This window comes from Roseateles sp. P2_H4, assembly GCF_056403315.1.
Window position 1 is genome coordinate 60,300 of record NZ_JBFUFR010000019.1, and the last position, 25,724, is coordinate 86,023.

The 25,724-nt window shown below is 68.0% G+C and carries 23 protein-coding genes; 9 read left to right on the forward strand and 14 right to left on the reverse strand.

Features of this window, described 5'->3' with window-relative positions:
- Positions 1–8: 8 nt before the first annotated feature.
- Complete coding sequence (locus tag AC1DW3_RS15660) at positions 9–1,433, forward strand: M16 family metallopeptidase (protein ID WP_477932491.1); 1,425 nt, start codon at positions 9–11, stop codon at positions 1,431–1,433.
- Positions 1,434–1,521: 88 nt separating this feature from the next.
- Positions 1,522–1,890, forward strand: a complete 369-nt coding sequence (locus AC1DW3_RS15665; RefSeq protein WP_477932493.1) for a VOC family protein — start codon at positions 1,522–1,524, stop codon at positions 1,888–1,890.
- A gap of 5 nt (positions 1,891–1,895) precedes the next feature.
- Here AC1DW3_RS15665 and AC1DW3_RS15670 read toward each other — a convergent pair whose 3' ends face one another.
- Positions 1,896–2,639 carry a transporter substrate-binding domain-containing protein gene (locus AC1DW3_RS15670; RefSeq protein WP_477932495.1) on the reverse strand — a complete coding sequence of 248 codons (744 nt, stop codon included), beginning with the start codon at positions 2,637–2,639 and terminating at the stop codon, positions 1,896–1,898.
- Between the two features lie 120 nt (positions 2,640–2,759).
- Positions 2,760–3,344, reverse strand: coding sequence for a hemerythrin domain-containing protein (locus AC1DW3_RS15675; RefSeq protein ID WP_477932497.1), 585 nt, complete (start codon positions 3,342–3,344; stop codon positions 2,760–2,762).
- A gap of 160 nt (positions 3,345–3,504) precedes the next feature.
- On the opposite strand from AC1DW3_RS15675, the gene AC1DW3_RS15680 reads away from it, so the two are divergent.
- On the forward strand, positions 3,505–4,659 hold the full coding sequence (locus AC1DW3_RS15680) for an MORN repeat-containing protein (protein WP_477932499.1): 1,155 nt from the start codon (positions 3,505–3,507) through the stop codon (positions 4,657–4,659).
- A gap of 3 nt (positions 4,660–4,662) precedes the next feature.
- Here AC1DW3_RS15680 and aceK read toward each other — a convergent pair whose 3' ends face one another.
- From aceK to AC1DW3_RS15700, 4 genes are all read right to left on the reverse strand, one after another.
- Positions 4,663–6,510, reverse strand: a complete 1,848-nt coding sequence (gene aceK / locus AC1DW3_RS15685; RefSeq protein ID WP_477932501.1) for a bifunctional isocitrate dehydrogenase kinase/phosphatase — start codon at positions 6,508–6,510, stop codon at positions 4,663–4,665.
- A 25-nt stretch (positions 6,511–6,535) separates the two neighbouring features.
- Positions 6,536–7,210 (reverse strand): carbonate dehydratase, encoded by a 675-nt coding sequence (gene can, locus AC1DW3_RS15690; protein WP_477932503.1) that lies wholly within the window; start codon positions 7,208–7,210, stop codon positions 6,536–6,538.
- Between the two features lie 23 nt (positions 7,211–7,233).
- Entirely contained in the window at positions 7,234–8,412 is a 1,179-nt protein-coding gene (locus AC1DW3_RS15695; protein ID WP_477932505.1) for an isovaleryl-CoA dehydrogenase, read from the reverse strand.
- Positions 8,413–8,494: 82 nt separating this feature from the next.
- The gene (locus AC1DW3_RS15700) at positions 8,495–9,379 is read right to left on the reverse strand and encodes a LysR family transcriptional regulator (protein ID WP_477932507.1); all 885 of its coding nucleotides are present in this window, start codon (positions 9,377–9,379) and stop codon (positions 8,495–8,497) included.
- Between the two features lie 108 nt (positions 9,380–9,487).
- Between AC1DW3_RS15700 and AC1DW3_RS15705 the strand changes: the two genes are divergently transcribed.
- Together AC1DW3_RS15705 and AC1DW3_RS15710 are read left to right on the forward strand one after the other, a co-directional pair.
- Complete coding sequence (locus AC1DW3_RS15705; protein ID WP_477932509.1) at positions 9,488–10,165, forward strand: Bax inhibitor-1/YccA family protein; 678 nt, start codon at positions 9,488–9,490, stop codon at positions 10,163–10,165.
- A 90-nt stretch (positions 10,166–10,255) separates the two neighbouring features.
- Entirely contained in the window at positions 10,256–11,140 is an 885-nt protein-coding gene (locus tag AC1DW3_RS15710) for a hypothetical protein (protein ID WP_477932511.1), read from the forward strand.
- Positions 11,141–11,143: 3 nt separating this feature from the next.
- Here the strand turns inward: AC1DW3_RS15710 and AC1DW3_RS15715 are convergent, their stop codons facing one another.
- The 3 genes from AC1DW3_RS15715 to AC1DW3_RS15725 all read right to left on the reverse strand — a co-directional run bounded on the left by AC1DW3_RS15715 (position 11,144) and on the right by AC1DW3_RS15725 (position 14,845).
- On the reverse strand, positions 11,144–13,111 hold the full coding sequence (locus tag AC1DW3_RS15715) for an OPT family oligopeptide transporter (RefSeq protein WP_477932513.1): 1,968 nt from the start codon (positions 13,109–13,111) through the stop codon (positions 11,144–11,146).
- A gap of 237 nt (positions 13,112–13,348) precedes the next feature.
- Positions 13,349–14,266 (reverse strand): SMP-30/gluconolactonase/LRE family protein, encoded by a 918-nt coding sequence (locus tag AC1DW3_RS15720; protein ID WP_477932515.1) that lies wholly within the window; start codon positions 14,264–14,266, stop codon positions 13,349–13,351.
- Between the two features lie 96 nt (positions 14,267–14,362).
- Positions 14,363–14,845: an Lrp/AsnC family transcriptional regulator gene (locus tag AC1DW3_RS15725; protein ID WP_477932517.1), complete on the reverse strand. Its 483-nt coding sequence runs from the start codon at positions 14,843–14,845 to the stop codon at positions 14,363–14,365.
- A gap of 81 nt (positions 14,846–14,926) precedes the next feature.
- On the opposite strand from AC1DW3_RS15725, the gene icmF reads away from it, so the two are divergent.
- Complete coding sequence (icmF, locus tag AC1DW3_RS15730; protein ID WP_477932519.1) at positions 14,927–18,217, forward strand: fused isobutyryl-CoA mutase/GTPase IcmF; 3,291 nt, start codon at positions 14,927–14,929, stop codon at positions 18,215–18,217.
- A gap of 120 nt (positions 18,218–18,337) precedes the next feature.
- Positions 18,338–19,303: a hypothetical protein gene (locus AC1DW3_RS15735; RefSeq protein WP_477932521.1), complete on the forward strand. Its 966-nt coding sequence runs from the start codon at positions 18,338–18,340 to the stop codon at positions 19,301–19,303.
- Between the two features lie 3 nt (positions 19,304–19,306).
- Here AC1DW3_RS15735 and AC1DW3_RS15740 read toward each other — a convergent pair whose 3' ends face one another.
- The 4 genes from AC1DW3_RS15740 to AC1DW3_RS15755 form a co-directional block, all read right to left on the reverse strand.
- Entirely contained in the window at positions 19,307–19,861 is a 555-nt protein-coding gene (locus AC1DW3_RS15740; RefSeq protein ID WP_477932522.1) for a DUF4124 domain-containing protein, read from the reverse strand.
- On the reverse strand, positions 19,858–20,754 hold the full coding sequence (locus AC1DW3_RS15745) for an ankyrin repeat domain-containing protein (protein WP_477932524.1): 897 nt from the start codon (positions 20,752–20,754) through the stop codon (positions 19,858–19,860). The genes AC1DW3_RS15740 and AC1DW3_RS15745 overlap by 4 nt, the downstream gene beginning before the upstream one ends.
- Positions 20,755–20,856: 102 nt before the next feature.
- Positions 20,857–21,999, reverse strand: coding sequence for a GGDEF domain-containing protein (locus tag AC1DW3_RS15750; RefSeq protein WP_477932526.1), 1,143 nt, complete (start codon positions 21,997–21,999; stop codon positions 20,857–20,859).
- 94 nt (positions 22,000–22,093) lie between these two features.
- Complete coding sequence (locus tag AC1DW3_RS15755; protein WP_477932528.1) at positions 22,094–23,089, reverse strand: transglycosylase SLT domain-containing protein; 996 nt, start codon at positions 23,087–23,089, stop codon at positions 22,094–22,096.
- 248 nt (positions 23,090–23,337) lie between these two features.
- Here AC1DW3_RS15755 and AC1DW3_RS15760 point away from each other — a divergent pair, with 248 nt between their 5' ends.
- Both AC1DW3_RS15760 and AC1DW3_RS15765 read left to right on the forward strand, forming a co-directional pair.
- Positions 23,338–23,919 (forward strand): TMEM175 family protein, encoded by a 582-nt coding sequence (locus AC1DW3_RS15760; RefSeq protein ID WP_477932529.1) that lies wholly within the window; start codon positions 23,338–23,340, stop codon positions 23,917–23,919.
- A 2-nt stretch (positions 23,920–23,921) separates the two neighbouring features.
- Complete coding sequence (locus AC1DW3_RS15765) at positions 23,922–24,518, forward strand: YdeI/OmpD-associated family protein (RefSeq protein ID WP_477932531.1); 597 nt, start codon at positions 23,922–23,924, stop codon at positions 24,516–24,518.
- Here the strand turns inward: AC1DW3_RS15765 and AC1DW3_RS15770 are convergent.
- Positions 24,515–25,705 (reverse strand): GGDEF domain-containing protein, encoded by a 1,191-nt coding sequence (locus AC1DW3_RS15770; RefSeq protein WP_477932533.1) that lies wholly within the window; start codon positions 25,703–25,705, stop codon positions 24,515–24,517. The genes AC1DW3_RS15765 and AC1DW3_RS15770 overlap by 4 nt on opposite strands.
- Positions 25,706–25,724: the final 19 nt, after the last annotated feature.

Consider the following 25,724-nt stretch of genomic DNA (forward strand, 5'->3'; position numbering starts at 1 on the left):
TGCCAACGATGAACAAGACACCATCCCCCGCCTTCCGCCTCGGCCTGATCGCCGCCCTGGTGCTTTCCGGCGCAGCGCATGCCGCCACCGCCGAATTGCCCGCCGAACTGCCGGCCTTCGGCAAGGACAAGCCGCTGGCCGTCCCGAAGATCACCCAGCAGACCCTGCCCAACGGCCTGCAGGTCTGGGTCGTGCCGCGCAACGGCATCCCGCGCGTGGACTATGTGCTGGCCATGCGCGGTGCCGGCTTCGGTGCCGACGGTCCGGATGCGCCCGGCCGCGCCAAGCTGCTGGCCGGCCTGCTGTCCGAAGGCACGGCGCAGCGCAGCTCCAAGCAGATCGCCGAAGCCGCCCAGGCCATGGGCGGCTCGGTCGGCGCGTCCGCCAGCAATGACGGCATCAGCGTGATCGGCAATGCGCTGGCCTCGCATGCCGGCAGCATGGCCAGGCTGCTGGCTGAAGTGGCCCGCCAGCCGGCCTTCCCCGACGGCGAGGTGCAACTCGCCAAGACCAATGCGCTGCAAGGCCTGAAGGCCGCCAGCACGCAGCCGTCCTTCCGCGCCGCCAAGGCACTGGACGGCGCCATCTACGGCGGCCACGCCTACGGCCGCACGCAAGAGACCGAAGCCGCCATCACGGCCGTGACGGCCGAAGGCCTGCGCGCCGAGCACGCGCGGCGCTTCCGCCCCGACCGTGCCCTGCTCGTCATCACCGGCCGCATCGACTCAGGCGCGGCGCTGAAGCTGGCGCACGAGGCCTTCGGTGACTGGAAGGCCAGCGGCGACGCTGTGCCCGACCTGCCAACGCCCGCCACGACCGCGCCCGTGCAGCGCCTGCTGCTGGAACGCCCCGGCAGCGTGCAGGCCACGCTGCGCCTGGGCCGCCCCGGCATGGCCGCCAGCGGCGACGAGCAGGTCGCGCTGCGCCTGACCAGCACCATCCTGGGCAGCGGCTTCTCCAGTCGCATCAACCAGAACCTGCGCGAGGAAAAGGGCTACACCTACGGCGCGCGCGCGGGCGGCGTGTCCTGGCGCGTGGGCGGGGCCATCACCGGCGGCGCCGACGTGCGCAACGAGGTGACGGCGGCGTCGATGACCGAGTACATCAGCGAATACCGCCGCATCGGCGCCGAGGCCGTGCCCGAAGCCGAGATGGCCATGAACAAGCGCTACATGGCCGGCAGCTATCTCGTCAGCACGCAGCTGCAGGGGTCGCTGGGGCGCCAGCTGGCGAGCAACTGGCTGGTGGGCCTGCCGGCCGACTTCCTCGGCAAGTTCGTGCCGGCGCTGCAGAAGGTCTCGGCCGCCGAGGTGCAGGCCGTCGGCAAGAAGTACTTCAACCCCGACGACCAGAGCTGGGTCGTCGTCGGCGACTCGACCAAGATCGCCGAGCAGCTGAAGGCTTTTGGCGAGTTCACGACCGTCAAGCCTTAGGGTCAAGCAAGGGGGTGAAGCGGGCTGCTGACACCCCCTGTCAGCGCCCGCACCGAGCATGGCGGTCTTCATCCACAGGGAGACCGCCATGCAACCCGACTGCCTCATCCTCTACGTCAACAGCCCCGCCGAGAGCGTGCTCTTCTATCGCTCCTTGCTGGGCCGCGAACCCGTTGAGCAGAGCCCCAACTTCGCGATGTTCATGCTCAATGACAAGACCATGCTCGGCCTCTGGGCCGCCCACGACGTACAGCCCGCGGGCGCGCATCGCGGTGGCGGCGCCGAGATCGGCATCACGGTCGGCACGGACAACGAAGTGAACGCCGCTGTCGCAGCCTGGAAGGCCTCCGGCTGGCCGGTGCTGCAGACACCCACGGCCATGGATTTCGGCTTCACGGCCGTGACGGCCGACCCGGATGGGCATCGGGTGCGGGTGTTCAGGCCCACGCAGGGCTGATCGCGTCAGCGCGGCGCGGCGGGCGGCGCGACCGCAGCGCCCGTGATGCCGTGCCGTTCGAGCGCCTGGGCGACGAAGCCGGACACCTTCGCCTGCTCGACGAAATCCGCGAGTGCCCGGGCGCCTGCCTCCCTCCCCTTGGCCATGCCCATGGCCTGGTTGATGACCATGAAGCGCCCCGGCAGCAGGCGCAGCCCGGGCTTGCTCCGCGCGTCCGCTTCGAGCTGCTGCTTCACACCGGCCGCCACATCGAGCTGCCGGGCCAGGAAGTAGCTGACCACCTCGGGCGAGGTCGGCGCACGTTCTATCGTGGCGGCCTTGAGTTCGCGTGTCAGATAGAGGTCATAGGCGCTGCGCGCGCCGACGGCGACACGCGTGCCCGCGCGATCCACGTCTTCGTTGGCCTGCAGCGGCGAGTCGTTGCGCACGAGGTAGGCGCCCTCGATCTGCACATAGGCCGCCGAGTAGGCCGTGGTTGCGGCTCGCGTGGGGTCGATGGCGAAGAAGCCCACGTCCACGCGGCCGGTGGCCAGTGCATCCACCGCCTCGCCGGCTGACTTCACGACCAGCAGGTCCGCCTGCACACCGAGTTGCCGAGCCAGCTCACGCGCCATGTCGACCGACACGCCAGCAGGCTCGCCGGCAGCCGGGCCGCTGTTGGCCAGGATGGGGTTGCCCAGGTTGATGACGGCACGCAGCCGTCCGGTGGGAGCGAGTTCGGCGAGGGCTTCAGCGGAAGGTGTGGGCATGGTGGTGCAGGCAGAAAGCAGGACCAGCATCAGCACAAGCCAGGTGTTCGAAGCTGTTCTCATGGCGCCCAAGCCTACCCCGGGATGGCCATGCCCGATTCAACCGTGATCGCAGCCGAGTCAGCGCGTGCGCCGCGGCTTGCTCTGGCCGCGCAGCTGGGCACCGGCGCTGGCATTGCCGCGCGTCGCCGGCTTGTCGGCTGCGGGCTTGGCGGGCTTGACCAGGCCGGTCGAGGCAGACACCGCCACGGTCTGGTACTCGTCGGCGTAGTGCTTGCGCATGCGCACGATCTCGCGCTTGTACTTGCTGGCGAGCTGCTTCTTCTTGGCCTCGGACAGCAGGCGGCCGGCGACGTGGAAGAACTTGGATTCCTCTTCCTTCAGGTGGTGGCGCACCTTGAAGCTGAGCGTCTTCGCGGTCGCGATCCAGCCGTCCTGCTGCTTGTTGCGCACCGACAGGTCTTCAAGCAACTCGTCCACCTGATGGTGCTCATGCAGCGCGTGTCGCGAGGCGTCGAGCCCGCCGTCTTCCATCAGCAGCGGCACATAGAGGTGGCGTTCCTCGGCAGCCGCATGCGCCATCAGCTCGACCTTCAATTGCAGGAACAGCAACTGGCGCGCCGCCATGTCGCCGCGCGAGGCGGTGAGCTTGCGGCACAGGTCGCGTTGCAGGTCGTGGCTTTCGCGGATGGCGTCGAAGATCATTGCGTCGTCTCCAGGCTCAATGCGGCACCAACCATTGTTGGGACGACCCGCCCCGACGCTTGTAAGACTCGGCCGCAGGTTCCTGACAGCCGCTATCAGGTTGCCCAGGTGGCCGCCTCTGCTAGGCTCGCGCCCCGCTGAAAAACGGTCGGAGGGCAAGTTGAGCACCATCGAAACATGGCGCTGCAGCGCTGGCGCGATCCTGGCCGCCTGCGCCGTCGGCCTGCTGGCCCCGGCACAGGCCGCCACCCGTGACCTCGTGGAAGGGCGCTGGATGACCGACGCCAAGGGCTGCAAGCTTGAAGGCCAGCCGGAGCTGCCTCACGCCTCGGTCCGCTGGAGCGGCTCCTGCCGCGAAGGCCATGCCGACGGCCAGGGCGAGATGCAGCTTCTTGCCAACGGCGAGCTGGTCCTGTTCTACAAAGGGGGCATGAGTGCCGGCCGCTTCTCGGGCCCGGGTGTGCTGCAGGTGCAGTACCAAAACCGCTACGAGGGCAACTTCGTCGACGGACTGATGCAGGGGCTGGGGAAAGTCACCCATGCCGACGGCACGACAGGCACCGGCACCTTCGTCAGCGAAAAACTCAGCGGCGCCTGCATCCTGAGCTGGGTCAACGGCGACCGCTACGAGGGCCAGTGCCGGGACGGCACACCAAGCCGGTCGGGACGGATCCAGTTTGCCAATGGCGATGCCTACGATGGCGCCATCGCCAACGGACAGGCGTCCGGCCGGGGTCGCTATGCCTGGGCCGGTGGTGATGTTTACGAAGGCGGCGTCCTCGCCGCCGTATTGTCGGGCGACGGCAGCTACCGGTTTGCAGACGGCGGCCACTACACCGGCAAGTTCCGCAATGGCGTGCCCTGGGGGCAAGGCCGGATCCAGCGGGCCGACGGCCTGGCCTTCGAAGGCGAATTCGCCGCCGGCAAGCCCGCCACGCCGGGCGGTCTGGTCATGGGAGGTAGCGCGCCGACGCCGAGCGCGACGGCACTTCGCGAGCAGTGGCAGCAACTGCGCTATGAAAAGCCGCTGCGTCTCAAGCCCTCTTGGAAGCTCCCGACGGCCGAGTCACTGTGTCCCGTGAGACCCGCGCCCCTGGCGCCCCTCGCGAAGTGGGCCGGACGGCTCGAGTTTCGCGCCGTTATCGTCGTGCAGCAGGGCCAGGCCTCGACCACGCAGGTCAAGGCCATCAACCCCTCGGCCGACGGGAACATCACCCAGCAGATGATCGCCAGCATCGAGAAGGCATTGCGCTCCTATCAATGCACGGGCGATGGCGTGTTCGAGCAGTTCTTCGAGTTCGCGTCGGACCGCTGACCCTCAGCCCTCGGCCTGCTGCGACCGGCCGGCGCCGAACCGCCGTGCCGCATCGTAAGGAAACACATCGTGCACATGCCCCGCCAGGATGCGTTCCTTGTGCCCCTGCCAGAAGCCCGCGTCCAGCAGGTCGGCGTGATGGCGCATGAAGCACTCGCGCACGCGAGGGTTGCCGAGCAGGAAGGGCGCAAAGGTCTCGGGGAAGACGTCGCGCGGCGCGACGGCCCACCAGACTTCGCCTGACATCTCTTCCTCCTCATTGCGCGGCTCGGGCACGCGGCGGAAATTGCAGTCGCTCAGGTATTCGATCTCGTCGTAGTCGTAGAACACCACCTTGCCGTGGCGGGTCACGCCGAAGTTCTTCCACAGCATGTCGCCGGGGAAGATGTTGGCGGCCACCAGGTCCTTGATCGCGTTGCCGTACTCGATGACGACGCGCTCCACCTGTTCGGGCGTCGCGTCCTGCAGGTAGATGTTGAGCGGCACCATGCGGCGCTCGATGTAGACATGCTTGATGACGAGGTCGTCGCCGTTCTCTTCAATGAGGCTGGGGCAGAAGTGCTTCAGCTCATTGAGGAGCTCGTCCTCGAAGCGATGCCGTGGGAAGGCCACGCGGGTGTACTCCAGCGTGTCGGCCATGCGGCCGACGCGGTCGTGGCTTTTGACGAGCAGGTATTTGCTCTGGATCAGCTCGCGCGTGGTGTCCTTCTGTGGCGGGTAGAAGTCCTTGATGACCTTGAAGACGAAGGGCCAGCTCGGCAGGTCGAACACCCCCATGACCATGCCCTTGATACCGGGCGCGATGCGGAACTTGTCCGATGAATGGCGCAGGTGATAGAGGAAGTCGCGGTAGAAGAGGTTCTTGCCCTGCTTCTGCAGGCCCAACGCCGAATAGATCTCGGAGCGCGGCTTGCGCGGCATCATGGAGCGCAGGAATTGCACGTAGGCACTCGGCACTTCCATGTCGACGAGAAAGTAGGCGCGGGCGAAGCTGAACAGCGCGAGCAGGTCGTCTTCACCGAACAGGGCCGCGTCGATGAAGAAGCGGCCGGAATTTGTTGGCCCCGAGACGCCTCCGGCGTCGCCCCCCGAGGGGTGTGCAGGCGGCTTGGGGCGGCCCGGCGCCGCCCCTTCGCCGCGCAGGATGGGCAGGGCGAAAGGCGTCTCGGTAAAGCCGTTGATGATCTTGCCGACGACATAGGCGCCCTTGTTCCGGTAGAACAGGCTGGACAGCACCTGCAGCTGGAAGTTGGCGCGCCGGCGGAAGTCGCCGAGGCGCTCCAGCACAGCGGCCAGCACGCGGTCGACGTCGCGGTCAAGGTCGACGAAATCGCCATTCAGCTGGAAGTTGGTGATGACGCGCTTCAGCGTCTCGTGCAGCTTGTCGGCTGCCGGGTAGTAGGCCCGGTAGGTGGGCAGTGCGGCAGGCTCGTCGTTCTCGATGTACTCGGTCGAGATGGCCGGGCGCATGAAGATGAAGTCGTTGTGGAAGTAGGTGTGGTGCAGGATGCGCGTGCACACCGAGTTGAAGAAGGTCTCGGCCAGCTCGGGCTGGCGATGGTCCGTCAACAGCCCGATGAAGTGCAGCTTGACCTGCTGCCAGACCTCCATCGGCAGCGTCGAGGCCGCGAAGCGCTGCTCCAGCAACTCGGTGGCTTCGGCGACGCGGGCGTCGTAGAACTCGATGCGCAGCGCCTGGGCGCGCTGCTGGCCCCGCCAGTCGCCGCGCTCGAAGCGGGCCTTGGCCTCGGCCGAGGTGGCGCGGAAGAGCTGGTAGTGCTTGTCGAAGCCGCCGAGCAGGGCCTGGGCGATGTCGAAGGCACGCGTGTCCGTGAGTTGAGTCGGGAACATGCGTCCCGACTCTATCGGGCGATGCTCAGCCCGCTGTGGCGTAGCGCGCCTTGACGCGCGCCAGCGCGCGACGGTAGGCGGGCTCGACATCCTCGGCCTTGGCGGCCGTGAGCTGCAGATCCTCCAGCAGGCCGTTGTGCAGGCCGTAGACCCAGCCGTGCACGACGACCTCCTGGCCGCGCTGCCAGGCGTCCTGCACCACCGTGGTCTGGCAGGCGTTACGGGCCTGCTCCAGCACGTTCAGCTCGCAAAGCGCATCGACGCGGCGGGCCTCGGGCAGGCTGTCGAGCCAGGCCTGATGGTCATTGCGCACGTCCTGCACATGGCGAATCCAGTTGTCGGCCAGGCCGACGCGGATGTCGTAGAGGGCCGCGCGCACGCCGCCGCAATTGCTGTGGCCGACGACGATGACGTGGCGCACCTTGAGCTGGTCCACCGCGAACTGCATGACGGACAGGCAGTTCAGGTCGGAGTGCACGACGACGTTGGCGACGTTGCGGTGCACGAACAGTTCGCCCGGCAGCAGGTCGACCAACTCGTTGGCCGGCACGCGGCTGTCGGCGCAGCCTATCCACAGGTATTGCGGTGTCTGCTGCTTGAGCAGGCTGGAGAAGAAGCCTGGCTCGCGGGCCTCGGTGTCGGCGGCCCAGCGCTTGTTGTTGTCGAGCAGGTCCTGCAGTTCGTGGTTGGTCGTCGTCATACCGGCATTGTCGCAATGGCGAGTTACATCGTCTCCGCAAACAGCTCGCGGCCAATCAGCATGCGGCGGATCTCCGAGGTGCCCGCGCCGATTTCGTAGAGCTTCGCGTCACGCCAGAGGCGGCCCAGCGGGTACTCGTTGATATAGCCGTTGCCGCCGAAGATCTGCACGCCCTCGCCGGCCATCCAGGTGGCCTTCTCGGCCGTCCACAGGATGACCGAGGCGCAGTCCTTCCGCACCTGGCGCACATGCTCGGCGCCCAGCATGTCGAGATTCTTGGCCACCGTGTAGGCAAAGCTGCGCGCGGCCTGCAGCACGGTGTACATGTCGGCGACCTTGCCCTGGATGAGCTGGAACTCGCCGATGCTCTGGCCGAACTGCTTGCGGTCGTGGATATAGGGCACGACGTTGTCCATGACGCTCTGCATGATGCCCAGCGGCCCGCCCGTCAGCACGGCACGCTCGTAGTCCAGGCCCGACATCAGCACCTTGGCGCCACCGTTCACCGCGCCCAGCACGTTCTCGGCCGGCACTTCAACGTCCTGGAACACCAGCTCGCCGGTGTGYGAGCCGCGCATGCCGAGCTTGTCGAGCTTCTGCGCGATGCTGAAGCCCTTCATGCCCTTCTCGATGAGGAAGGCCGTCACGCCGCGCGCGCCCAGTTCGGGCTCGGTCTTGGCATAGACGACCAGCGTGTCGGCATCGGGGCCGTTGGTGATCCACATCTTGCTGCCGTTGAGCAGATAGACGCCGCCCTTGTCCTCAGCCTTGAGCTTCATGCTCAGCACGTCGGAACCCGCGCCCGGTTCGCTCATCGCCAGCGCGCCGACATGCTCGCCGCTGATCAGCTTGGGCAGGTACTTCTTGCGCTGGGCGTCGTTGCCGTTGCGCTTGATCTGGTTCACGCACAGATTGCTGTGCGCGCCGTAGGAGAGGCCCACCGAGGCGCTGGCACGGCTGATCTCTTCCATCGCCACCATGTGGGCGAGGTAGCCCATGTTGGCGCCGCCGTACTCCTCCGGCACGGTGATGCCGAGCACGCCCAGGTCGCCCATCTTGCGCCACAGGTCCATCGGGAACTGGTCGCTGCGGTCGATCTCGGCCGCGCGGGGAGCAATCTCCTCGTCGGCGAAGGCGCGCACCGCGTCGCGCAGCGCATCGATGTCTTCGCCGAGTTGGAAGTTCAGGCCGGGCAGATTCATGGTCAGGTCTCCTGTCAGCCCGGCTTCAAGGCGGCCGAGCCCTCTTGATTGACGTAAACGTCAACTGTAGCAAGCGCGGCTTTCACGCCGTCGGCGGCAGCAGCTTGCGCACCAGCGGGTGGCTGATCTTCTTGTCGGTGCCCACGGCGTAGAACTGCTCGGCCAGCCCTTCAGCCAGGCCGACGTTGACGACGCCGTAGCGGCCCGTCAGCGCATCGTCCACGGCAGTCGCGGCCGGGAAGACGCCCAGGCCCTCGCTGCCGAAGGTGGCCAGCAGCGCACTGTCCTCGAATTCGCCAGCGACGCGCACGCGCAGGCCCTCCTCGTTCAACCACTGGTCCAGGCGCGGCCGCAGCGCGGCATGCGAGGTCGGCAGCAACAGCGGCACGTCGGCCAGAGAACGTGGAAAGTCGCGTGCCGCGGCCTCGGCCCAGCGCGGATGGGCGTACCAGGCGATGGGTGAGCTGCCCAGGGAATGGCTGTAGACCCGCAGATTCGGGTTGGGCGGCGCCGGCCGGTCGGCCAGCACGACGTCCAGCCGGTGCAGGGCCAGGTCGCCCAGCAGATCGTCGAACTCGTCCTCGTGGCAAAGCAGGCGCAATTGCGGCGTGTCCAGGATGGGTGCAAGCAGGCGATGGGCGACGAGCTTGGGCAGGCCGTCGGAGATGCCGACGGCCAGGCGCACGGTCGGCACGTCGATGGCCTCCCGCACGCGTTCGGCCAGGGTCTCGCCGAGCGAGAAGATCTGGTCCGCCACATCCAGCGCCGCGCGCCCGGCCTCGGTCAGCGTGAGCCCCCGGCCCGCGGGCTTGAGCAGGGCCGCGCCCAGGTCCTGCTCCAGCTCGCGCACCTGCGTGGAGACGGTCTGCACCGACAGGCCCAGCTTCTCGGCCGCCCGCGTCAGGCCGCCCTCCTTGGCAACGGCCCAGAAATAGTAGAGATGGCGATAGCTGTAGTTCAGGCTCATGGCAATTCAGCAAGTTATTCCGAAGCAATGTTTCGCGATTCTCTGCTTTTATTTGATGTCTTGGCTATCTACCCTGCGCGTGTTCTTTCTTTCAACCGGAGGTCTGCCATGCAAACCCGCCCCACTGCCCTTGCCGTGCCCTTTGGCACTGCCGTCGACCGCGGCACCGCCCACCGGGTGCTGCGCAACACTTATGCCCTGCTGTCGATGACGCTGCTGTTCAGCGCCGCCGTCGCTGCGGCCGCGGTCGCCTTCAATCTGCCGGCGCCCGGGCTGATCCTGACGCTGGTCGCCTACTTCGGCCTGCTGTTCGGCATCCACAAGCTGAAGAACCGCGGCGCCGCCGTCGGCCTCGTCTTCGCGCTGACCGGCTTCATGGGCTGGACGCTCGGCCCCCTGCTGACCCGCACGCTGGCCCTGCCGGCTGGCGGCCAGACCGTCATGCTGGCCCTGGGCGCAACGGGCGCCGTCTTCCTGGCCCTGTCGGCGTATGCGACGACGACCAAGCGCGACCTGTCTTGGATGGGCGGTTTCCTGTTCGCCGGCATGGTCGTCGCCGTGCTCGCAGGCTTGGCGGCGATCTTCTTCCAGATCCCGGCACTGGCGCTGACGGTCTCGGCCGTCGTCGCCCTGCTGTCGGCCGGCCTGATCCTGTTCGAGACGAAGCAGATCGTGGACGGCGGCGAGACGAATTACGTGCTCGCCACCGTCAGCCTCTTCGTGTCCATCTTCAATCTGTTTACGAGCCTGCTGCACCTGTTCGGCTACGGCAGTTCCGACGACTGAGCCTGCCCGCACCCGCGGGATCGCCCCGGCGCAGCGACACCGCCCGGGCTTTAGCATCCCCGCCACCACCAAAGTGGCGGGGAGGCCTTTTTGACATCAGATCCGGGCATCACGGAGGCGCTGGCCGTGGCCTTGTCCAGGCTCGGCCTGACCGTGGACGCCGATGCGCGCGCGGTGCGCCAGGCCTACGCCCGCGAGCTCAAGCAGATCGACCAGGCCAGCGACATCCAGGGCTTCCAGTCCCTGCGCGAGGCCTACGCGCTGGCGCTGGACGCGGTGCAACGCGGCCGTGGCGAAGCCGCACCGACCGCGGCCCTGCCGTCGATCGCGCCGCTCGACAAGATCGACAGCCCCGCGCCAGCCACGGCGTCCTTCGACGACCTCGCCTCTGGGCTGGGCACCATCGCCAGCACCGAGGCCGCCGCCGCCCTGCTGCGGCAGGCGCAGCAAAACCTGCCCAGCCTTGAAGCCGGCATGCTGCTGGAGCGGCGTGTCGTGGAACTGCTCGGCAGCGGCTGGCAGCCCGGCCACGAATTCCTGCTCGACGCGGCCTGCGACAACTTCAACTGGACGCAGGACCTTCAGCACCTGCGCAGCTTCGGCCCCGCCGGCGAACTGCTGCAGGAGGCCCTCATCGAGAGGCAGGTCCTGCTGGATCAACCGGACGGCGTGCTGCGCCGCCAGCTCAAGCTCGCGCACCGGCTGCGCGACGCCACGCCGCCATCGCCCACCCTGCTGAGGGATGAGCAGCTGATGGTGCGCATCCTCATCAGGCGCTTTCCGCACTGGCTGGGCATGGTCACGTCGATGGCCCACATCGAGCAATGGCTGGGCGGACCGGAGGCCGTGCAGGCCGCCCTGGCCATGCCCGACCCCAGCCAGGCCGCGGAATCAGCGAGCCGGGGGTTTTCGGTCTCCCAGGCCATCCTGCTGATGCTGTGGCTGGGCTGGATGCTCTGGCGTTACTACGGCTGAAGCTCAGTCCCTGAGCAGCCAGCGGTACAGCCCGATGCCGATGCCTGCAAACGCCAGCAGGCCCAGCACCTGGCCCGCCGTCGCAAAGCTGTCGCCCACCAACGCCAGTGGCGCGCCGTTGCCCGAGAACACGACGATGGCCGCGAGGATGACGCCCAGCAGGCTCTCGCCGACGATGAGGCCGGAGGCCAGCAGCACGCCGAGTTGCTTGGTGGCCTCGGGGTCGCGCTTGTAGGAAGCGCGGCGGTCGAACCACCAGCCGGCCACGGCGCCGATGACGATCATCAGCGTGCTGTTCATCGGCAGATAGATGCCCAGGCCGACGGCCAGCGGCGCGAGGTGGGCCTTGCCGCCCGAGGCACGCTTCATGACCTCGTCGACGACGATGCAGGCCACCCCGATCAACGCACCAATGCTGATGAGGTTCCAGTTCAGGTCACCCTGGATGACGCCCTTGGCCAGCGCCGAGATCAGCGCAGCCTGGGGCGCAGCGAGCGCCTTCTTGGCGTCGACGCCCGGCGCACCGGCAAAGCCATAGGCCTGGTTCAACAGGTCCAGCACCGGCGGGATGACGACGGCGCCGGCCAGCACGCCGATGATCAGGGCCACCTGCTGGCGCCAGGGCGTGGCGTCCACCAGTTGGCCGGTCTTCAGGTCCTGCAGGTTGTCGTTGGAGATGGTCGCCACGGCGAAGACGACGGCGGTGACGAACAGCGCGAAGGCCACCAGGGCCTGGCCCGTGGAGGCCGGCAGCATGGGCTTGACGACCAGGGCCAGCAGCAGCGACACGCCGATGACGACGAGGATGCCGACGCCCGACAGCGGGCTGTTGGACGAACCAATCAGGCCGGCCATATAGCCGCACACCGCGGCGACGAAGAAGCTCATCAGCACGACATAGACGACGCCACCAACGACGAGCAGGCCGAGCTGGTCACCCAGGCCTGCGGACGTGGCGAAGCTGGACAGCATGAAGCCGATGGGCAGCATGCAGGCCAGCGTGATCAGGCCGACGGTGCCGATGGGGATGTCCTGCTCGTTGCGCGGCAGCGTGTCGGCCTTGCCGGCCTTGCGCACACGCGCCGACATCGCCGCCGAATGCAGGCCCGCGACGACGGGCTTGGCCAGCTTGACCAACGTCCAGATGGCGGCCACGGCGATGCAGCCGGCGCCGATGAAGCGCACCTTCTTGCTCCAGGCGAACAGCGCGACCGCCTCTGCGGCGCCGTCGACACCGGACGTCAGGTAGGGCACACCGCCCAGCCAGGCGATGCAGGCGCCGACCAGGATGGCAATGCCCACCCACAGGCCGACGAGATGGCCCACGGCCAGCAGCGCGAAGCTGAAGTTCAGGTCATAACCCGTCGTACCGCTCTTCTCGCCACCGGGCAGGCGGAAGTACTGGGCCAGGTTGGCCGCGAAGAGCTGGGTCGCGACGACGATGCTGAAGCCGGCCGACACGACGGTGCCGGCCACGATGGCGGCCAGGCCTTGGCGGTTGGCTTCGCCACTGTCGGCGGCATGGCCGACCTTGAGCACCTCGGCGCAGGCCACGCCTTCCGGATAGGGCAGCGGCGAGTTGGTGACCAGCGCCCGGCGCAGCGGGATGGAATACATGACGCCCAGCACGCCACCCAGGGCGCACAGCGTCATCGACATCCAGTACGGGAAGCCCGTCCACCAGCCGATCATGACCAGGCCGGGCAGCACGAAGATGATGGAGGACAGCGTGCCGGCCGACGAGGCAATCGTCTGCACGATATTGGTCTCGCCGATGGAGTTGCCCGCCGCCCGGCGCAGCAGGGCCATGGAGATGACGGCGGCCGGGATGGAGGTCGCAAACGTCAGGCCGGCCTTGAGGCCGAAATAGACGTTGGCGGCCGTGAAGACCAGGGTGATGAGGATGCCCAGGACGATGCCGCGGGCGGTCAGTTCGGTCCCGAGCGGCGTGGGCGTGGCGTTGGTGGTCACGGGAATGGCGGGGAGTTTTCGATGGGGGCGCATCTTCGGCCCATTCCCCGCGCACCGATTGCGGGCATTCCCGTGTCGGAGGGTGAGAGTAAGTCCGGCGCGGCCGAGCAAGTCGCCCAAGGCGCGCCAATCTAGGCGCAAAGCGCAGCCGTAGCTGGGACTACGGCGAGCATTTGCAACGACGAGTGGCGTGGCTTGGGAGGCTTGAGCGGGCGTGCAGGGCTTGCTCTCACCCTCCTAAACCGTCATGGCGCCGTTGACCGCCAGCAGCACCGAATAGACCGAACTCGTCGCACAGATGAAGAGCCGGTTGCGCTTGGGGCCGCCGAAGACGAGGTTGGACACGCGCTCGGGCATGCGGATGCGGCCGATCAGCGTGCCGTCCGCCTCGTGGCAGTGGATGGCGCGGCCAGCGCTGGTCCAGATGCGGCTGGCGGTGTCGCAGCGAAAGCCGTCGTAGAAGCCGGTGTCGCAGGTGATGAACACTTCACCGCCGCTCAAGGCGCCGTCGGCGTCCACGGCGAAGCGGCGCATCGTGCCGACGTCCAGGCCGGTGTCGGCGACATAGAGCCAGCGCTCGTCGGGCGAGAACGCCAGGCCGTTGGGGTGGGTCATCATGTCGACCACCACACGCAGCTCGCCGCGCTCAGGATCCAGGCGGTAGACGTAGCAACCGGCCTGCTCCTGCGGCGACCGCACGCCTTCGTAGTCGTCCACGATGCCATAGGGCGGGTCGGTGAACCAGATGCTGCCGTCGGACTTCACGACCACGTCGTTGGGGCTGTTGAGCCGCTTGCCCTCGTGATGCGAGGCCAGCACGGTCAGCGAGCCATCGTGCTCGGTGCGCACGACGCGCCGGCCGCCGTGCTCGCAGCTGACGAGGCGGCCCTCGCGGTCCAGCGTGTGGCCGTTGGTATAGCCCGAGGGCTTGCGGAACTCGGCGACGTGGCCGGACACCTCGCACCAACTCAGCATGCGCTCATTGGGGATGTCGCTCCACAGCAGCCGGCGCTGGGCGGGGAGGTAGACCGGCCCCTCGGTCCAGCGGCAGCCGCTGGCCAGGCGCTCCAGCCGGGCGCTCTTGCGGAAACAGTCCTCGAAGCGCGCGTCCAGCACTTCGAACTCGGTGGGCTCGCTGGCAATCTCGAAACTCATCTCTGTCGTCCTTTCGTTGGAAAGACGACATCGTCTGGCGAGGGGCCTGCCGCCCGGCGGCGTTGCAAGGCGGGCGAACGCCGCTGCGCGGCGAATTCAGTCCGTCAATGGAAGCCCGGCGTCGGCCTTGCACTCGTCCAGCACAAAGACCGAGCGGAATTTGCGGATGTTGGCGTCGTCGAAGAACAGCTCGCGCGTCAGCGCCTCGAACTCGGCCACGTCGCGGCAGCGGATGAGCAGCAGGAAATCGCTGTCGCCCGCCACATAGAAGCATTGCTGCACGCGGGGCTCGGCGGCCATGCGGCGCTTGAAGCCGTCGATGACGGCCTTGCGGCTGGCCTCGCGCAGCTCCACCTCCACCCACACGGACAGGCCGTAACCCAGGGCCGGCGCATCCAGCACCAGGCGCTCGCCGCGGATGACGCTTGCCTCACGCAGCCGGCGGATGCGCCGCTGCACGGCCGTGACCGACAGGCCGATGGCGGTGGCGATACGCTCGGCAGGCTGGCGCGGGTCGTCCTGCAGGCGGGCGAGGATCTGGCGGTCGAATTTGTCCAGGTCGGTTGAGGAGTCCGTCATGGCCGAGCACCATACCCGGACGCTCAATTGACGTTAACGTCAATTGGCGACCTAGAATCCGGCCCGAGCAAGGAGACAGCCATGACCGACCTCTCTAGCGACTACAAAGCGCTGGCCGAGTACCGCCCGACCCACAAGGTCCGTTTCGTCACCGCCGCCAGCCTGTTTGACGGGCATGACGCCGCCATCAACATCATGCGGCGCATCCTGCAGGGCATGGGCACCGAGGTCATCCACCTCGGGCACAACCGCTCGGTGGACGAAGTCGTCACCGCGGCGCTGCAGGAGGATGCCCAGGGCATCGCCATCTCCTCCTACCAGGGCGGCCATGTCGAGTACTTCAAGTACATGGTGCAGTTGCTGAAGGAGCGCGGCGGCGAGCACATCCAGGTGTTCGGCGGCGGCGGCGGCGTCATCGTGCCGGCCGAGATCCGCGAGCTGGCCGAGCATGGCGTGCGCATCTTCAGCCCCGAGGACGGCCAGCGCATGGGCCTGCAAGGGATGATCGGTGAGATGGTCATGAAGGCCGACCAGGACTTCAGCGTCTATGCGCCGCAGAACCTGTCGGCCATCACCGGGCACTCGGAAGCCGCCTGGCGCTCCCTCGCGCAGTTGCTGACCGCGCTGGAGAACGGCAAGGCCGACGCGGCCATTGTTGACGCGCTGCGAGACCAGGCCAAGCACATCAAGACGCCCGTGCTCGGCATCACCGGCACCGGCGGCGCCGGCAAGTCCAGCCTGACCGATGAGCTGATCCGTCGCCTGCGCCTGGACCAGGGCGACGCGCTGCGCGTGGCCCTCATCTCCATCGACCCGTCGCGCCGCAAGAGCGGCGGCGCCCTGCTGGGCGACCGCATCCGCATGAACGCCATCTCGCCCTGGGGCGGTGGTGCGCGCGTCTTCATGCGCTCGCTGGCCACGCGCGACTTCGGCAGCGAGATCTCCCCCGCCCTGCCCGACGTCATCGCTGCCGCCAAGGTCGCGGGCTTCGACCTCGTCATCGTCGAGACGAGCGGCATCGGCCAGGGCGACGCGGCCATCGTGCCGCTCGTGAACGTGCCCATGTACGTCATGACGCCCGAGTTCGGCGCCGCCAGCCAGCTCGAGAAGATCGACATGCTGGACTTCGCCGAGTTCGTCGCCATCAACAAGTTCGATCGCAAGGGTTCGCTCGACGCGCTTCGCGATGTCAGCAAGCAGGTGCAGCGCAACCGCGAGGCCTTCACGGTCATGCCGGATACGATGCCGGTGTTCGGCACCATGGCCAGCCGCTTCAACGACGACGGCGTGACGGCCCTCTACCAGGCGCTCAAGGTGCGACTGGCCGACCTGGGCATCCCCTTCAGCGAAGGCCGCCTGCCGCGCGTCGACACCCGCCACAGCACCCACCAGACCCCCATCGTGCCGGCCGCCCGCGTGCGCTACCTGGCCGACATCAGCGACACGGTGCGCGCCTACAAGGGCCGCGCGCGCAAGCAGGCCGCGCTGGCCCGCGAGATCCAGCAGCTGGAAGCCAGTCGCGCGATGCTGGAAGCCGCCAACCCCGACAAGAACGGCGCCCGCACCGCGCTGGGCGACCTGGCCGAGCAGCGCAAGGCCAGGCTCGACGGCGACGCGCGCCAGCTGCTGCAGCAGTGGCCCGACATGGTCAAGGCCTACGCCGGCGACGAGTACGTCGTGAAGATCCGCGACAAGGAGATCCGCACGGCCCTGGTCACGCAAAGCCTGTCCGGCACCAAGATCCGCAAGGTCGTGCTGCCGGGCTACGAGTGCCACGGCGAGCTGCTGAAGTGGCTGATGCTGGAGAACGTGCCCGGCAGCTTCCCGTATGCGGCCGGCGTGTTCGCCTTCAAGCGCGAAGGCGAGGACCCGACGCGCATGTTCGCCGGCGAAGGCGACGCCTTCCGCACCAACCGCCGCTTCAAGCTGGTGTCCGAGGGCATGCCCGCCAAGCGCCTGTCCACGGCCTTCGACTCGGTGACGCTGTACGGCGCCGATCCCGCGCCGCGGCCCGACATCTACGGCAAGGTCGGCAACTCCGGCGTCAGCATCGCGACGCTGGACGACATGAAGGTGCTGTACGACGGTTTCGACCTGTGCAGCCCGACCACCAGCGTGTCCATGACCATCAACGGCCCCGCGCCGTCCATCCTGGCCATGTTCATGAACACGGCCATCGACCAGAACCTCGCCAAGTTCAAGGCCGACAACGGCCGCGAGCCGACGGCCGACGAGGCCGCCAAGATCAAGGACTGGGTGCTGGCCAATGTGCGCGGCACCGTGCAGGCCGACATCCTGAAGGAAGACCAGGGCCAGAACACCTGCATCTTCTCGACCGAGTTCTCGCTCAAGGTCATGGGTGACATCGCCGAGTACTTCGTGCACCACAACGTGCGCAATTTCTACTCGGTGTCGATCTCGGGGTATCACATTGCTGAAGCGGGTGCGAACCCGATCAGCCAGCTGGCGCTGACGCTGTCCAACGGCTTCACGTTTGTCGAGGCGTATCTCGCGCGCGGCATGCACATCGACGACTTCGCGCCCAACCTGTCGTTCTTCTTCAGCAACGGCATGGACCCGGAGTACACGGTGCTGGGCCGCGTCGCGCGCCGCATCTGGGCCATCGCCATGCGTGATCGCTACGGCGCCAACGAGCGCTCGCAGAAGCTGAAGTACCACGTGCAGACGTCGGGCCGCAGCTTGCACGCGCAGGAGATCGCCTTCAACGACATCCGCACCACGCTGCAGGCGCTGATCGCCGTCTACGACAACTGCAACTCGCTGCACACCAACGCCTACGACGAGGCGATCACGACGCCCACTGACGAGAGCGTGCGCCGCGCGATGGCCATCCAGCTCGTCATCAACCGCGAGTGGGGCCTGGCCAAGAACGAGAACCCGTCGCAGGGCGCCTTCATCATCGACGAGCTGACCGAGCTGGTCGAAGAGGCCGTGCTGCGCGAGTTCGAGCGCATCAGCGAACGCGGCGGCGTGCTCGGCGCGATGGAGACGGGCTACCAGCGTGGCCGCATCCAGGAAGAGTCGATGCACTACGAGATGCTCAAGCACACCGGCGAGTACCCCATCATCGGCGTCAACACCTTCCGCAACCCCAATGGCGAGACGGTGCCGGAGCACATCGAGCTGGCGCGCTCGACGGACGAGGAGAAGCAGTCGCAGCTGACCCGCCTGGCAGAGTTCCAGGACCGCCACGCGGCCGAGTCGCCGGCGATGCTGGCGAGATTGCAGCAGGCCGTCATCGAGAACCGGAACGTGTTCGACGTGCTGATGGAGGCCGTGCGCGTGTGCTCGCTGGGCCAGATCACCGGCGCGCTGTTCGAGGTGGGCGGGCAGTACCGGCGCAGCATGTGAGCGCCCGCTGCCGCTTCACAAAAGCACACGAGGCTTGCTGAAAGCCGTCGCTACACTCCATTGGACCGACGAGATAACGCCACAAATAGGCGGTCTATTTCGTCTGTCCATGGAGAAACGATGCGAGTGAAGTTTTTCAGTCTCTTGCTGCTTGCCGCGCTGTCGGGCTGTGGCGGCGGCGGAAGTGGTGGCAGTCCGGGCGTGCCCACGCCGCCGGTCGAGCCGGCATCGCTGTCGGTCGTCAGCATGTCGCCGGCCTCGTCGAGCACCAGTGTCAACCCGGACAGTGGCGCGCTGACCGTCACGCTGCGGGCCCACGGCTACAGCAACCCGCGCTCCGGCTACAAGCTGACCTGCGGCCCTGACACCATCTCGCCCGACCCCAACGTCAACCCCGACCAGTGGAACGCCAGCACGGAACAGTTGGTCGTCAGCGCGCCCTACAACGACCTGCCGGGCAACTCTAACTGCGAAATGAGCGGCACGCTCGCGGTGGACACGCCCCCCGGCGCAGCGCCCAATACCCTGAGCTGGTCCCTGAAGTTCACCACCGCGACGGTGCCGCCCCTGCGCTACGGGCCTACGGTCGTGGGCATTCTGGGCGGCCGCATGTTTGCCCTCACGATCGCGAAGCCCTATGTCGTGCGCGTCGACACCCTGCCACCGCCCTTGACCACGCGAGGTGCTCCGGCCCCTTGGCTCGTGGGCACGGCGCTGACACCGACGGGCCACGTGCCGACCGTATATGGGGTCTCCGGTGCATCCGGGACGACCGGGATTCCATACCGCTTCAATCCGGTCACGGCCAAGACCACAGCCACGCTGGAGGTCGACCCGTTTCCTGGAAACCACACCTCCATCTCGGTCGCCACCTTGGGTTCAAGTTGGATGGATGGCCTCGGTGGCATCGGTCCGGCGCCCACGGCTACCGCGAAGTATTGGACGACCGACGGCAGCGGGGGCTGGTTCTATGTCGAAACCAGCGACGCCAAGACCCTGTTGCATCGCGATGCGACAGGTGCCGTCGAGACGGTGGCCAGCGACCCGACCCTGGGATTCAGCGTGCTCCGCACGCTGTCGAACTGAGGCCTAGAGTCCCCGGCAGCGTTGCTCGAAGGCGGCCGACAGCCGCTCCAGATCGGCCCGCTCGCCGGCATTCATCTCGGCCTCGCGCAGGCGGCGGGCGCGCAGGTTGTTGCGCAGCTCCACGCATTGGGTGAACTCGCGCTGCTGCCGCGCCTTGGCCTCGGCCAGCGCACGGCGCTCCTGCAGCGACTGCGTGCGCGCGTCCTCCAGCAGCTGATTGACCTTTTCGTTGGCGTCCTGCTCTTCCGCATAGCAATCGCGCTGGTAGCGAAAGTCGAGCTGCTGGCGCGTCGCCTCGTCGGTGCTGCCGTCGTTGCCGGCCTGGTTCAACTGTTCACGCAGGCGCAGGCAGCGCGGGCTCATGAACTGGCTGGCCTCAGGCGCCTTGGGGCCGCTGCGGGCAATCTGCGTCGACTCGGCCTCGGGGCAGGGGCGGTCGCTGAAGGCCGTGGTGCCGTCGGGCTTGCGGCATTTGTAGACGCCCGCACCGTCGGCACGCGCCGTACCCGTCAGTGCCAGCAGGGCCAGCACGGCCCAGGCCAGGCGGGCCAGGGTCACAGCCTCTGTTCCCGCTCGCTGCCGTAGCCGTAGCGGCGCTTGTTGCGGGACTTCTCGAGATACTCGCGCGCCGTCAGGCCGTCGGCGTTGCGTGTCGCCTTCAGGGAGCCGGCGGCCAGCAGCGTGTCGATGATCGGGTCGGAGCTGCCGACCGCGGCCAGGTGCAGCGGCGTATTGCCCTGGCGGTCCTGGGCGAAGACCGAGGCCTGCAGGCGGATCAGCTCCGCCACCGCATCGTGGCGCCCCTCCTCGACGGCCCAGTGCAGGGCCGTGCGGCCCTGGCCGTCCAGCGCATTGATGTCCGCGCCGGCCGACACCAGCGGGCCGATGGACTTGAGTGCCGCATAGTGGATGGGCAGGCGGCCACCGGCGTCGGGCGCATTGATGTTCAGGCCTCGCGAGGTCAGGAAGACCATGGTCTGCGCATCGACGCCATTGCGCGCCGCCAGATGCATGATGCCGACGCGGTTGGGCGTCTCCTGCTGGGGGTCGAGCTTGAGCTCCTCGATGAAGAAACGCATGCGGTCCAGCGTTGGCTTGGCGGCGGCCTGCTGCAGCAGCGTGCCCTTGTCCAGCGCGCCGACATAGCGCGGCTCGGCGCCATGCTTCACCATCCAGCGCAGGGCCGGGAGGCTGCCCGTGCCGGCGTTGTCATAGAGCAGGCGATTCATGCCGACGGCGCCGACGCGCTTGGCGGTCTTGTCGAGGTCGATCATGCCGCTGGCGTCGGCCATGCCGCCCATCAGCATCATCTCGCGCAGCTCGGGCCCGAGGCCGGCCACGTCCTGGCTGCTCTGCCTGGCCATGCTGCACCAGGTCAGCAGCGAGATGGTGACCACCAAGGCAGCCGCCCGCAGGCCGATTCCCAGCCAATTGATGCCGTCGCGATCCACTGTCTCTCCCTGCTTTTCTAGGCTGGCCGGATTGTGCAGCAGCCCTTTTTCAATGCCGGGCCCGCATCTAGACGCCAGCCCCTGAACTCCCCTGAACCGGGGTCAGGGCGCCAGCACGACGCGGTCGCGCCCGCCACGCTTGGCTTCATACAACGCGGTGTCGGCACGGCTGAAAAGGGCCTCGGGCGCCTCCTCCGGCCCCAGCGCCTGGGCCACGCCGACGCTGACCGTCACCGTCAGCGGGCCGGCGGCCGTCTCGAAAGGGTGGCGGCCAATGACGTCCCGCAGCCGCTCGCCCAGGCGCAACTCGCCGCCGGCCTCCGGATTGAGCCAGATGACGGCGAACTCCTCGCCGCCCAGGCGCACGGCCAGGTCCAGCGGCCGCAGCGCCTCGTGCAGGCGTGCACCGACGGCGCTGAGCACCGTGTCGCCGACCGCGTGGCCATGCGTATCGTTGATGCGCTTGAAGTGGTCCACGTCCAGCACGGCGAGAAGGGGCGCGTCGCGCTTGAGCAGGCGCCGCAGCCGCTCGTCGAAGCCGCGCCGGTTCAAGAGGCCGGTCAGCACATCGATCTCGATGAGGCGTTCGATCTGGCGCAGCGCGCGGTCCTGCAGCAGCAGCAGCATGGCCAGGGCCTGGCCGATGAACAGCGCGATGACGGCGAGCAGGCCGATGGAGTTGTAGAGCATGAGCTCGGCGCGCGACTCGGCGATCAGCGGCGAGACGGCCAACCCGCGCGCCACTTCGATGACGGCGCTGGCCAAAAGATCGGCACCCAGCAGGGCGAGTGGGAAGCCGCGCTCCACCTGCCAGGCCCGCAGCGCGGCATGGGCGGCGGGCATGTTCAGCACGGCCGAGGCCAGCAGGGTCAGTGTCAACGACGGCCAGAACTGCTTCGTCCACGCCGTCAGCGCAAAGGAGGCGATGCAGACCAGGCCCGTGAACAGCACCGGCCAGCGCCAGCGCAAGGGCTGGCCGAGGTAGACGCGCAGGCCGAGCAGCACCAGCAGCGCGGCCAGCACGCTGCCCAGGTGCCCCACCACCCACAGCGTGCGCGGCGCCTCCAGGGCGATGAAGGTCGCACGCAGCGCCTGGGTCGCGGCCGCGGCAGCGAAGGCCCCGGCCCACAACCACAGCGCGCGCTCGCCCTTCAGATGCCAGGCGCCGCCGAGCGTGGCCAGGGCCAGCATCGTGGTGACGAGCTGGAAAACGCGCAGCAGGGTGTCGGCGTGCAGGGGTTCCATCGTGAGCTTGGTTCAGCCTCGACGAGCACGATGCCTGCATCGCGTGGTTTCTTCAGCACGCGGCGCAAGCGCGCCATGATTTATCTCACGGAAGTCAACGCGACTGCAGGGTCTGCATGGCGGCCTTGACCCGCAGCAGCATGGGCGAGGCGCCGGTCACCTTGGCATCGAAGGGGTGCAGGCGCTGGCCGCCGGTGGCCGCCATGATCTTGCGCACATACAGCCGCGTCTCGGCATAGGGCGGCACGCCGAGGTAGCGGTCCACGGCCTTCTCGCCGGCGTTGTAGGCCGCCAGCGTCATCATCACGTCGCCCTCGAAATAGGCCAGCAGCCAGCGCAGATAGGCCATGCCGCCGCGGATGTTCTGGGACGGGTCGCGCAGCCGCACGACGCCGAAGCGCGCCCCCGTCTCGGGCAGCAGCTGCATCAGACCCTGGGCGCGCTTGGGCGACTCGGCCAGGGGGTCGAAGTTGGACTCGGTGGCCATGACGGCCAGCACCAGGGCGGGCGAGAGCTGGTACTCCGGCGCCACCAGCTTCACATAGCTGACGATGGCCGGCGGCGCGTGCTGCGGCAGCGGCAGGGTGGCCCACAGCGACACCGGCTTGGTGCCACGCGGCGTGGGCGGCGGCGCGACCGCCACCGGCGGGTCGGTTTCGGGCGGGCGCAGGCAGGGCGGCGGATCGCCCAGCGGCGTGCCGCCCATGCGCTCCAGCATGTTCTGCGCCTGCTCCATGCCCTGCTCGGCCGCGGCCGCGAACATGTGCGCGGCCTCGGCGTCGTTGCGCTGGATGCCGCGCGAGTTGGTCAGCATCCAGCCCAGGCTGTACTGGGCCTCGGCATCGCCGTAGCGCGAAGCGCGGCAGTAGAGCTTGGCCGCCGCGACCTCGTCGCGCTTGACGCCGTCACCGTACTCCAGCGCCTTGGCCTCCTGGCGCCAGCGCTCCACCTGGGCCGGCACGACAGGACCGCGCTCGCCCGGGGGCATGGTCGGGCGCGGCAGTTGCTCCAGCGTCAAAGACGGCACTTGAGGCAGCTGGGCCAGGGCCGCCGAGCAGGCGAAGAACAGGAGCGGCAACAGGCGTCGCAAGGGTCAGTCCGGAGGCGGCAATCAGGGGGCGGAAGTCTAGACTGGCCGGATGAAACAGCCCCTCGCCCAGTCTCGCGGCGCTGAACGCGCGCAAACCTGGTCGGTCCCCCGCGGGGACGGCGATGCTTGCGGCTTTGAGCCGCAAGCACATCGCCGCACGGGCCGGCTTGGGAGCGGCCCTGCGCGCGGCCCGAAAAATGCCGGCCACATGGAAGCGGGGCGCCGGAAATGCGCAATGGATCACTGAGATGAACAAGACCCGCCTCGAAGCCTTCAGCGATGGCGTCATCGCCATCATCATCACCATCATGGTGCTGGAGATGAAGGTGCCCCACGGCAGCGACTGGGAAGCGCTCAAGCCTCTGTGGCCCGTCTTCCTGTCCTATGTGCTGAGCTTCGTCTACGTCGGCATCTACTGGAACAACCACCACCATCTGCTGCACGCCGTGCACAAGATCAGCGGCGGCGTGCTCTGGCCGAATCTGCACCTGCTGTTCTGGCTGTCGCTGCTGCCCTTTGCCACCGGCTGGATGGGCGAGAACCATTTCGCGCCGCTGCCCGTGGCCGTCTACGGCGGCGTGCTCGTCATGGCCGCATTCGCCTGGGTGCTGCTGCAACGCGCCCTGGTCTGCATCCCCGGCAACAACACCGTGCTGGCCCAGGCGCTGGGCAAGGACTGGAAGGGCAAGATCTCGCCGGTCATCTACCTGGCGTCCATCGCGCTGGCCTTCGTGCATGTGGGCCTGTCGCTGGCGGGCTACGCCATCGCCGCGGCACTGTGGCTGATCCCGGACCGCCGCATCGAGCACCACCTCAACCGCAGCGAGTGAGCATGCCGACACTCGACCCTCGCATCGACACCTATCTGGCCGGCGTACCCGAGTTCGCCCGCCCCATCCTCGAGCGCTTGCGCGAGGACGTGCATGCGGCCTGCCCCGATGTCGTCGAGACCATCAAATGGAGTCGCCCCCACTTCACACTCGACGGCAAGCTGCTGTGCGGCATGTCGGCCTTCAAGGCGCATTGCGCCTTCGGTTTCTGGGAGCGTGAGGGCGCGACCGAAGGCCAGGGCGGTGCAATGGGGGACTTTGGCCGCATCGAGAAGATGACCGATCTGCCCGGCCGCACCGAACTGCGCAAGCAGATCAAGGCCGCCGCGGCCCTGCTGCAGGCCGGCGCGCCGCGTGCCGCCAAGCCCAACCGCGAGCCGCGCCCCCAGTTGGAGATGCCCGCCGACTTCGCCGCGGCGCTCGCCAAGGTCAAGGCCGCGAAGCAGCACTACGAGGCCTTCGCACCGAGCAAGCAGCGCGACTACCTGGAATGGGTGCTGGAGGCCAAGCGCGAGGAGACGCGCACCAAGCGTATCGCGCAGGCCGTGGAATGGCTGGCCGAAGGCAAGTCGCGCAATTGGAAATACGAGAGCTGCTAGCCCACTACCGACTGCAGCGTCGAATTGCGCATCCAGTCATCCGCCACGACGACTTGGTTGCGGCCCTTCTGCTTGGCCTGGTAGAGGGCCTTGTCGGCCAGGTGCATCAGCGTCTCGGGTGTGTCGGTCTTGGCAGCCTCGGCGACACCGGCCGACAGCGTCACGCGCAGCGGCTGGCCGCCATCGCCCTTGAGCTCCAGCGCCTCCACGGCCAGGCGCACCTGTTCGGCCAGGTGCTTGGCGCCTGCCACACCCGTGGCCGGCAGCACCATGCCGAACTCCTCGCCGCCCAGGCGCCCCAGCACGTCCGAGCCGCGCAACCGCTGCCGCGCGCAGGCCGCCACGGCGCGCAGCACGTTGTCGCCGATGACGTGACCATGCTGGTCGTTGACGCGCTTGAAGTGGTCCAGGTCCAGCATGACGAAGCTGACCGGCTGGTTCTCGCGCCGGCCGCGTTCCAGCGAATGCGCCAGCAGGGAAACGGTCGTGTTGTGGTTGACGGCACCGGTCAGGCCATCGACGCTGGCCAGCTCGCGCATCTGCGCGGCCATGCGCTCGAAGCCGGCCAGCACGAAGCCGAAGCCCGCCGCCAGCACGGCCATGAAGGCCAGCATGAAGATGGCGCTGCTCCAGAAGGCCGCCGCCGCGGTCGGCATTGGCGCGCCCCCCGCCCACCAGACGCCGAAACCTACGCGCACCCACAGGGCCACGCTGGCCAGCAACAGCATCAGCGCCACGACGCGAAAGGACAATTCACCGCGCCAACCCTGGCGCAGGGCCATGACGGTGGCCGGCAGCAACAGGGCGGCCATGGCAGCCGACATGGTGGCGGCGCGCACCGGTGTGCCGATGTCGAGGATGGCCGGCACCGTCAGCACCGCGGCGACGAGCAGCCAGTGCTGCCAGACCCTCACGCCGCGGTTGAGCAGATGCCAGGACACTGCCGACGCGAACTGGGCCAGTCCCGCCATCAACAGCAGATTGCCGCCCAGCAGCATCAGCCATGCTGGCAGCCAGGGCTGCAGCGCAAAGCAGAGAAAGCCGCCGCACAAGGCTTTGGCCGCACCACTCAAGCGCTTGAGCTCGCTGCGCTGCAGGCCGCCTCGGCCCGCCAGCTCCAGCAGCAGGGTGAGCAGCCCGAAGCCGACGACAAGCATCAGCACCAGCGTCGGTACATCCAGCGTCATGCGGATCGGCTCCCTTCCC

What these genes read in the sequence shown, in the direction of transcription:
- AC1DW3_RS15750 (WP_477932526.1), bottom strand. Translation starts at nt 21,999, where the DNA reads ATGGAACCCCTGCACGCCGACACCCTGCTGCGCGTTTTCCAGCTCGTC.
- AC1DW3_RS15765 (WP_477932531.1), top strand. Translation starts at nt 23,922, where the DNA reads ATGCCGACACTCGACCCTCGCATCGACACCTATCTGGCCGGCGTACCC.
- aceK (WP_477932501.1), bottom strand. Translation starts at nt 6,510, where the DNA reads ATGTTCCCGACTCAACTCACGGACACGCGTGCCTTCGACATCGCCCAG.
- AC1DW3_RS15675 (WP_477932497.1), bottom strand. Translation starts at nt 3,344, where the DNA reads ATGATCTTCGACGCCATCCGCGAAAGCCACGACCTGCAACGCGACCTG.
- AC1DW3_RS15735 (WP_477932521.1), top strand. Translation starts at nt 18,338, where the DNA reads ATGCGAGTGAAGTTTTTCAGTCTCTTGCTGCTTGCCGCGCTGTCGGGC.
- AC1DW3_RS15770 (WP_477932533.1), bottom strand. Translation starts at nt 25,705, where the DNA reads ATGACGCTGGATGTACCGACGCTGGTGCTGATGCTTGTCGTCGGCTTC.
- AC1DW3_RS15725 (WP_477932517.1), bottom strand. Translation starts at nt 14,845, where the DNA reads ATGACGGACTCCTCAACCGACCTGGACAAATTCGACCGCCAGATCCTC.
- AC1DW3_RS15760 (WP_477932529.1), top strand. Translation starts at nt 23,338, where the DNA reads ATGAACAAGACCCGCCTCGAAGCCTTCAGCGATGGCGTCATCGCCATC.
- AC1DW3_RS15700 (WP_477932507.1), bottom strand. Translation starts at nt 9,379, where the DNA reads ATGAGCCTGAACTACAGCTATCGCCATCTCTACTATTTCTGGGCCGTT.
- AC1DW3_RS15705 (WP_477932509.1), top strand. Translation starts at nt 9,488, where the DNA reads ATGCAAACCCGCCCCACTGCCCTTGCCGTGCCCTTTGGCACTGCCGTC.
- AC1DW3_RS15660 (WP_477932491.1), top strand. Translation starts at nt 9, where the DNA reads ATGAACAAGACACCATCCCCCGCCTTCCGCCTCGGCCTGATCGCCGCC.
- AC1DW3_RS15670 (WP_477932495.1), bottom strand. Translation starts at nt 2,639, where the DNA reads ATGCCCACACCTTCCGCTGAAGCCCTCGCCGAACTCGCTCCCACCGGA.
- icmF (WP_477932519.1), top strand. Translation starts at nt 14,927, where the DNA reads ATGACCGACCTCTCTAGCGACTACAAAGCGCTGGCCGAGTACCGCCCG.
- AC1DW3_RS15665 (WP_477932493.1), top strand. Translation starts at nt 1,522, where the DNA reads ATGCAACCCGACTGCCTCATCCTCTACGTCAACAGCCCCGCCGAGAGC.
- can (WP_477932503.1), bottom strand. Translation starts at nt 7,210, where the DNA reads ATGACGACGACCAACCACGAACTGCAGGACCTGCTCGACAACAACAAG.
- AC1DW3_RS15720 (WP_477932515.1), bottom strand. Translation starts at nt 14,266, where the DNA reads ATGAGTTTCGAGATTGCCAGCGAGCCCACCGAGTTCGAAGTGCTGGAC.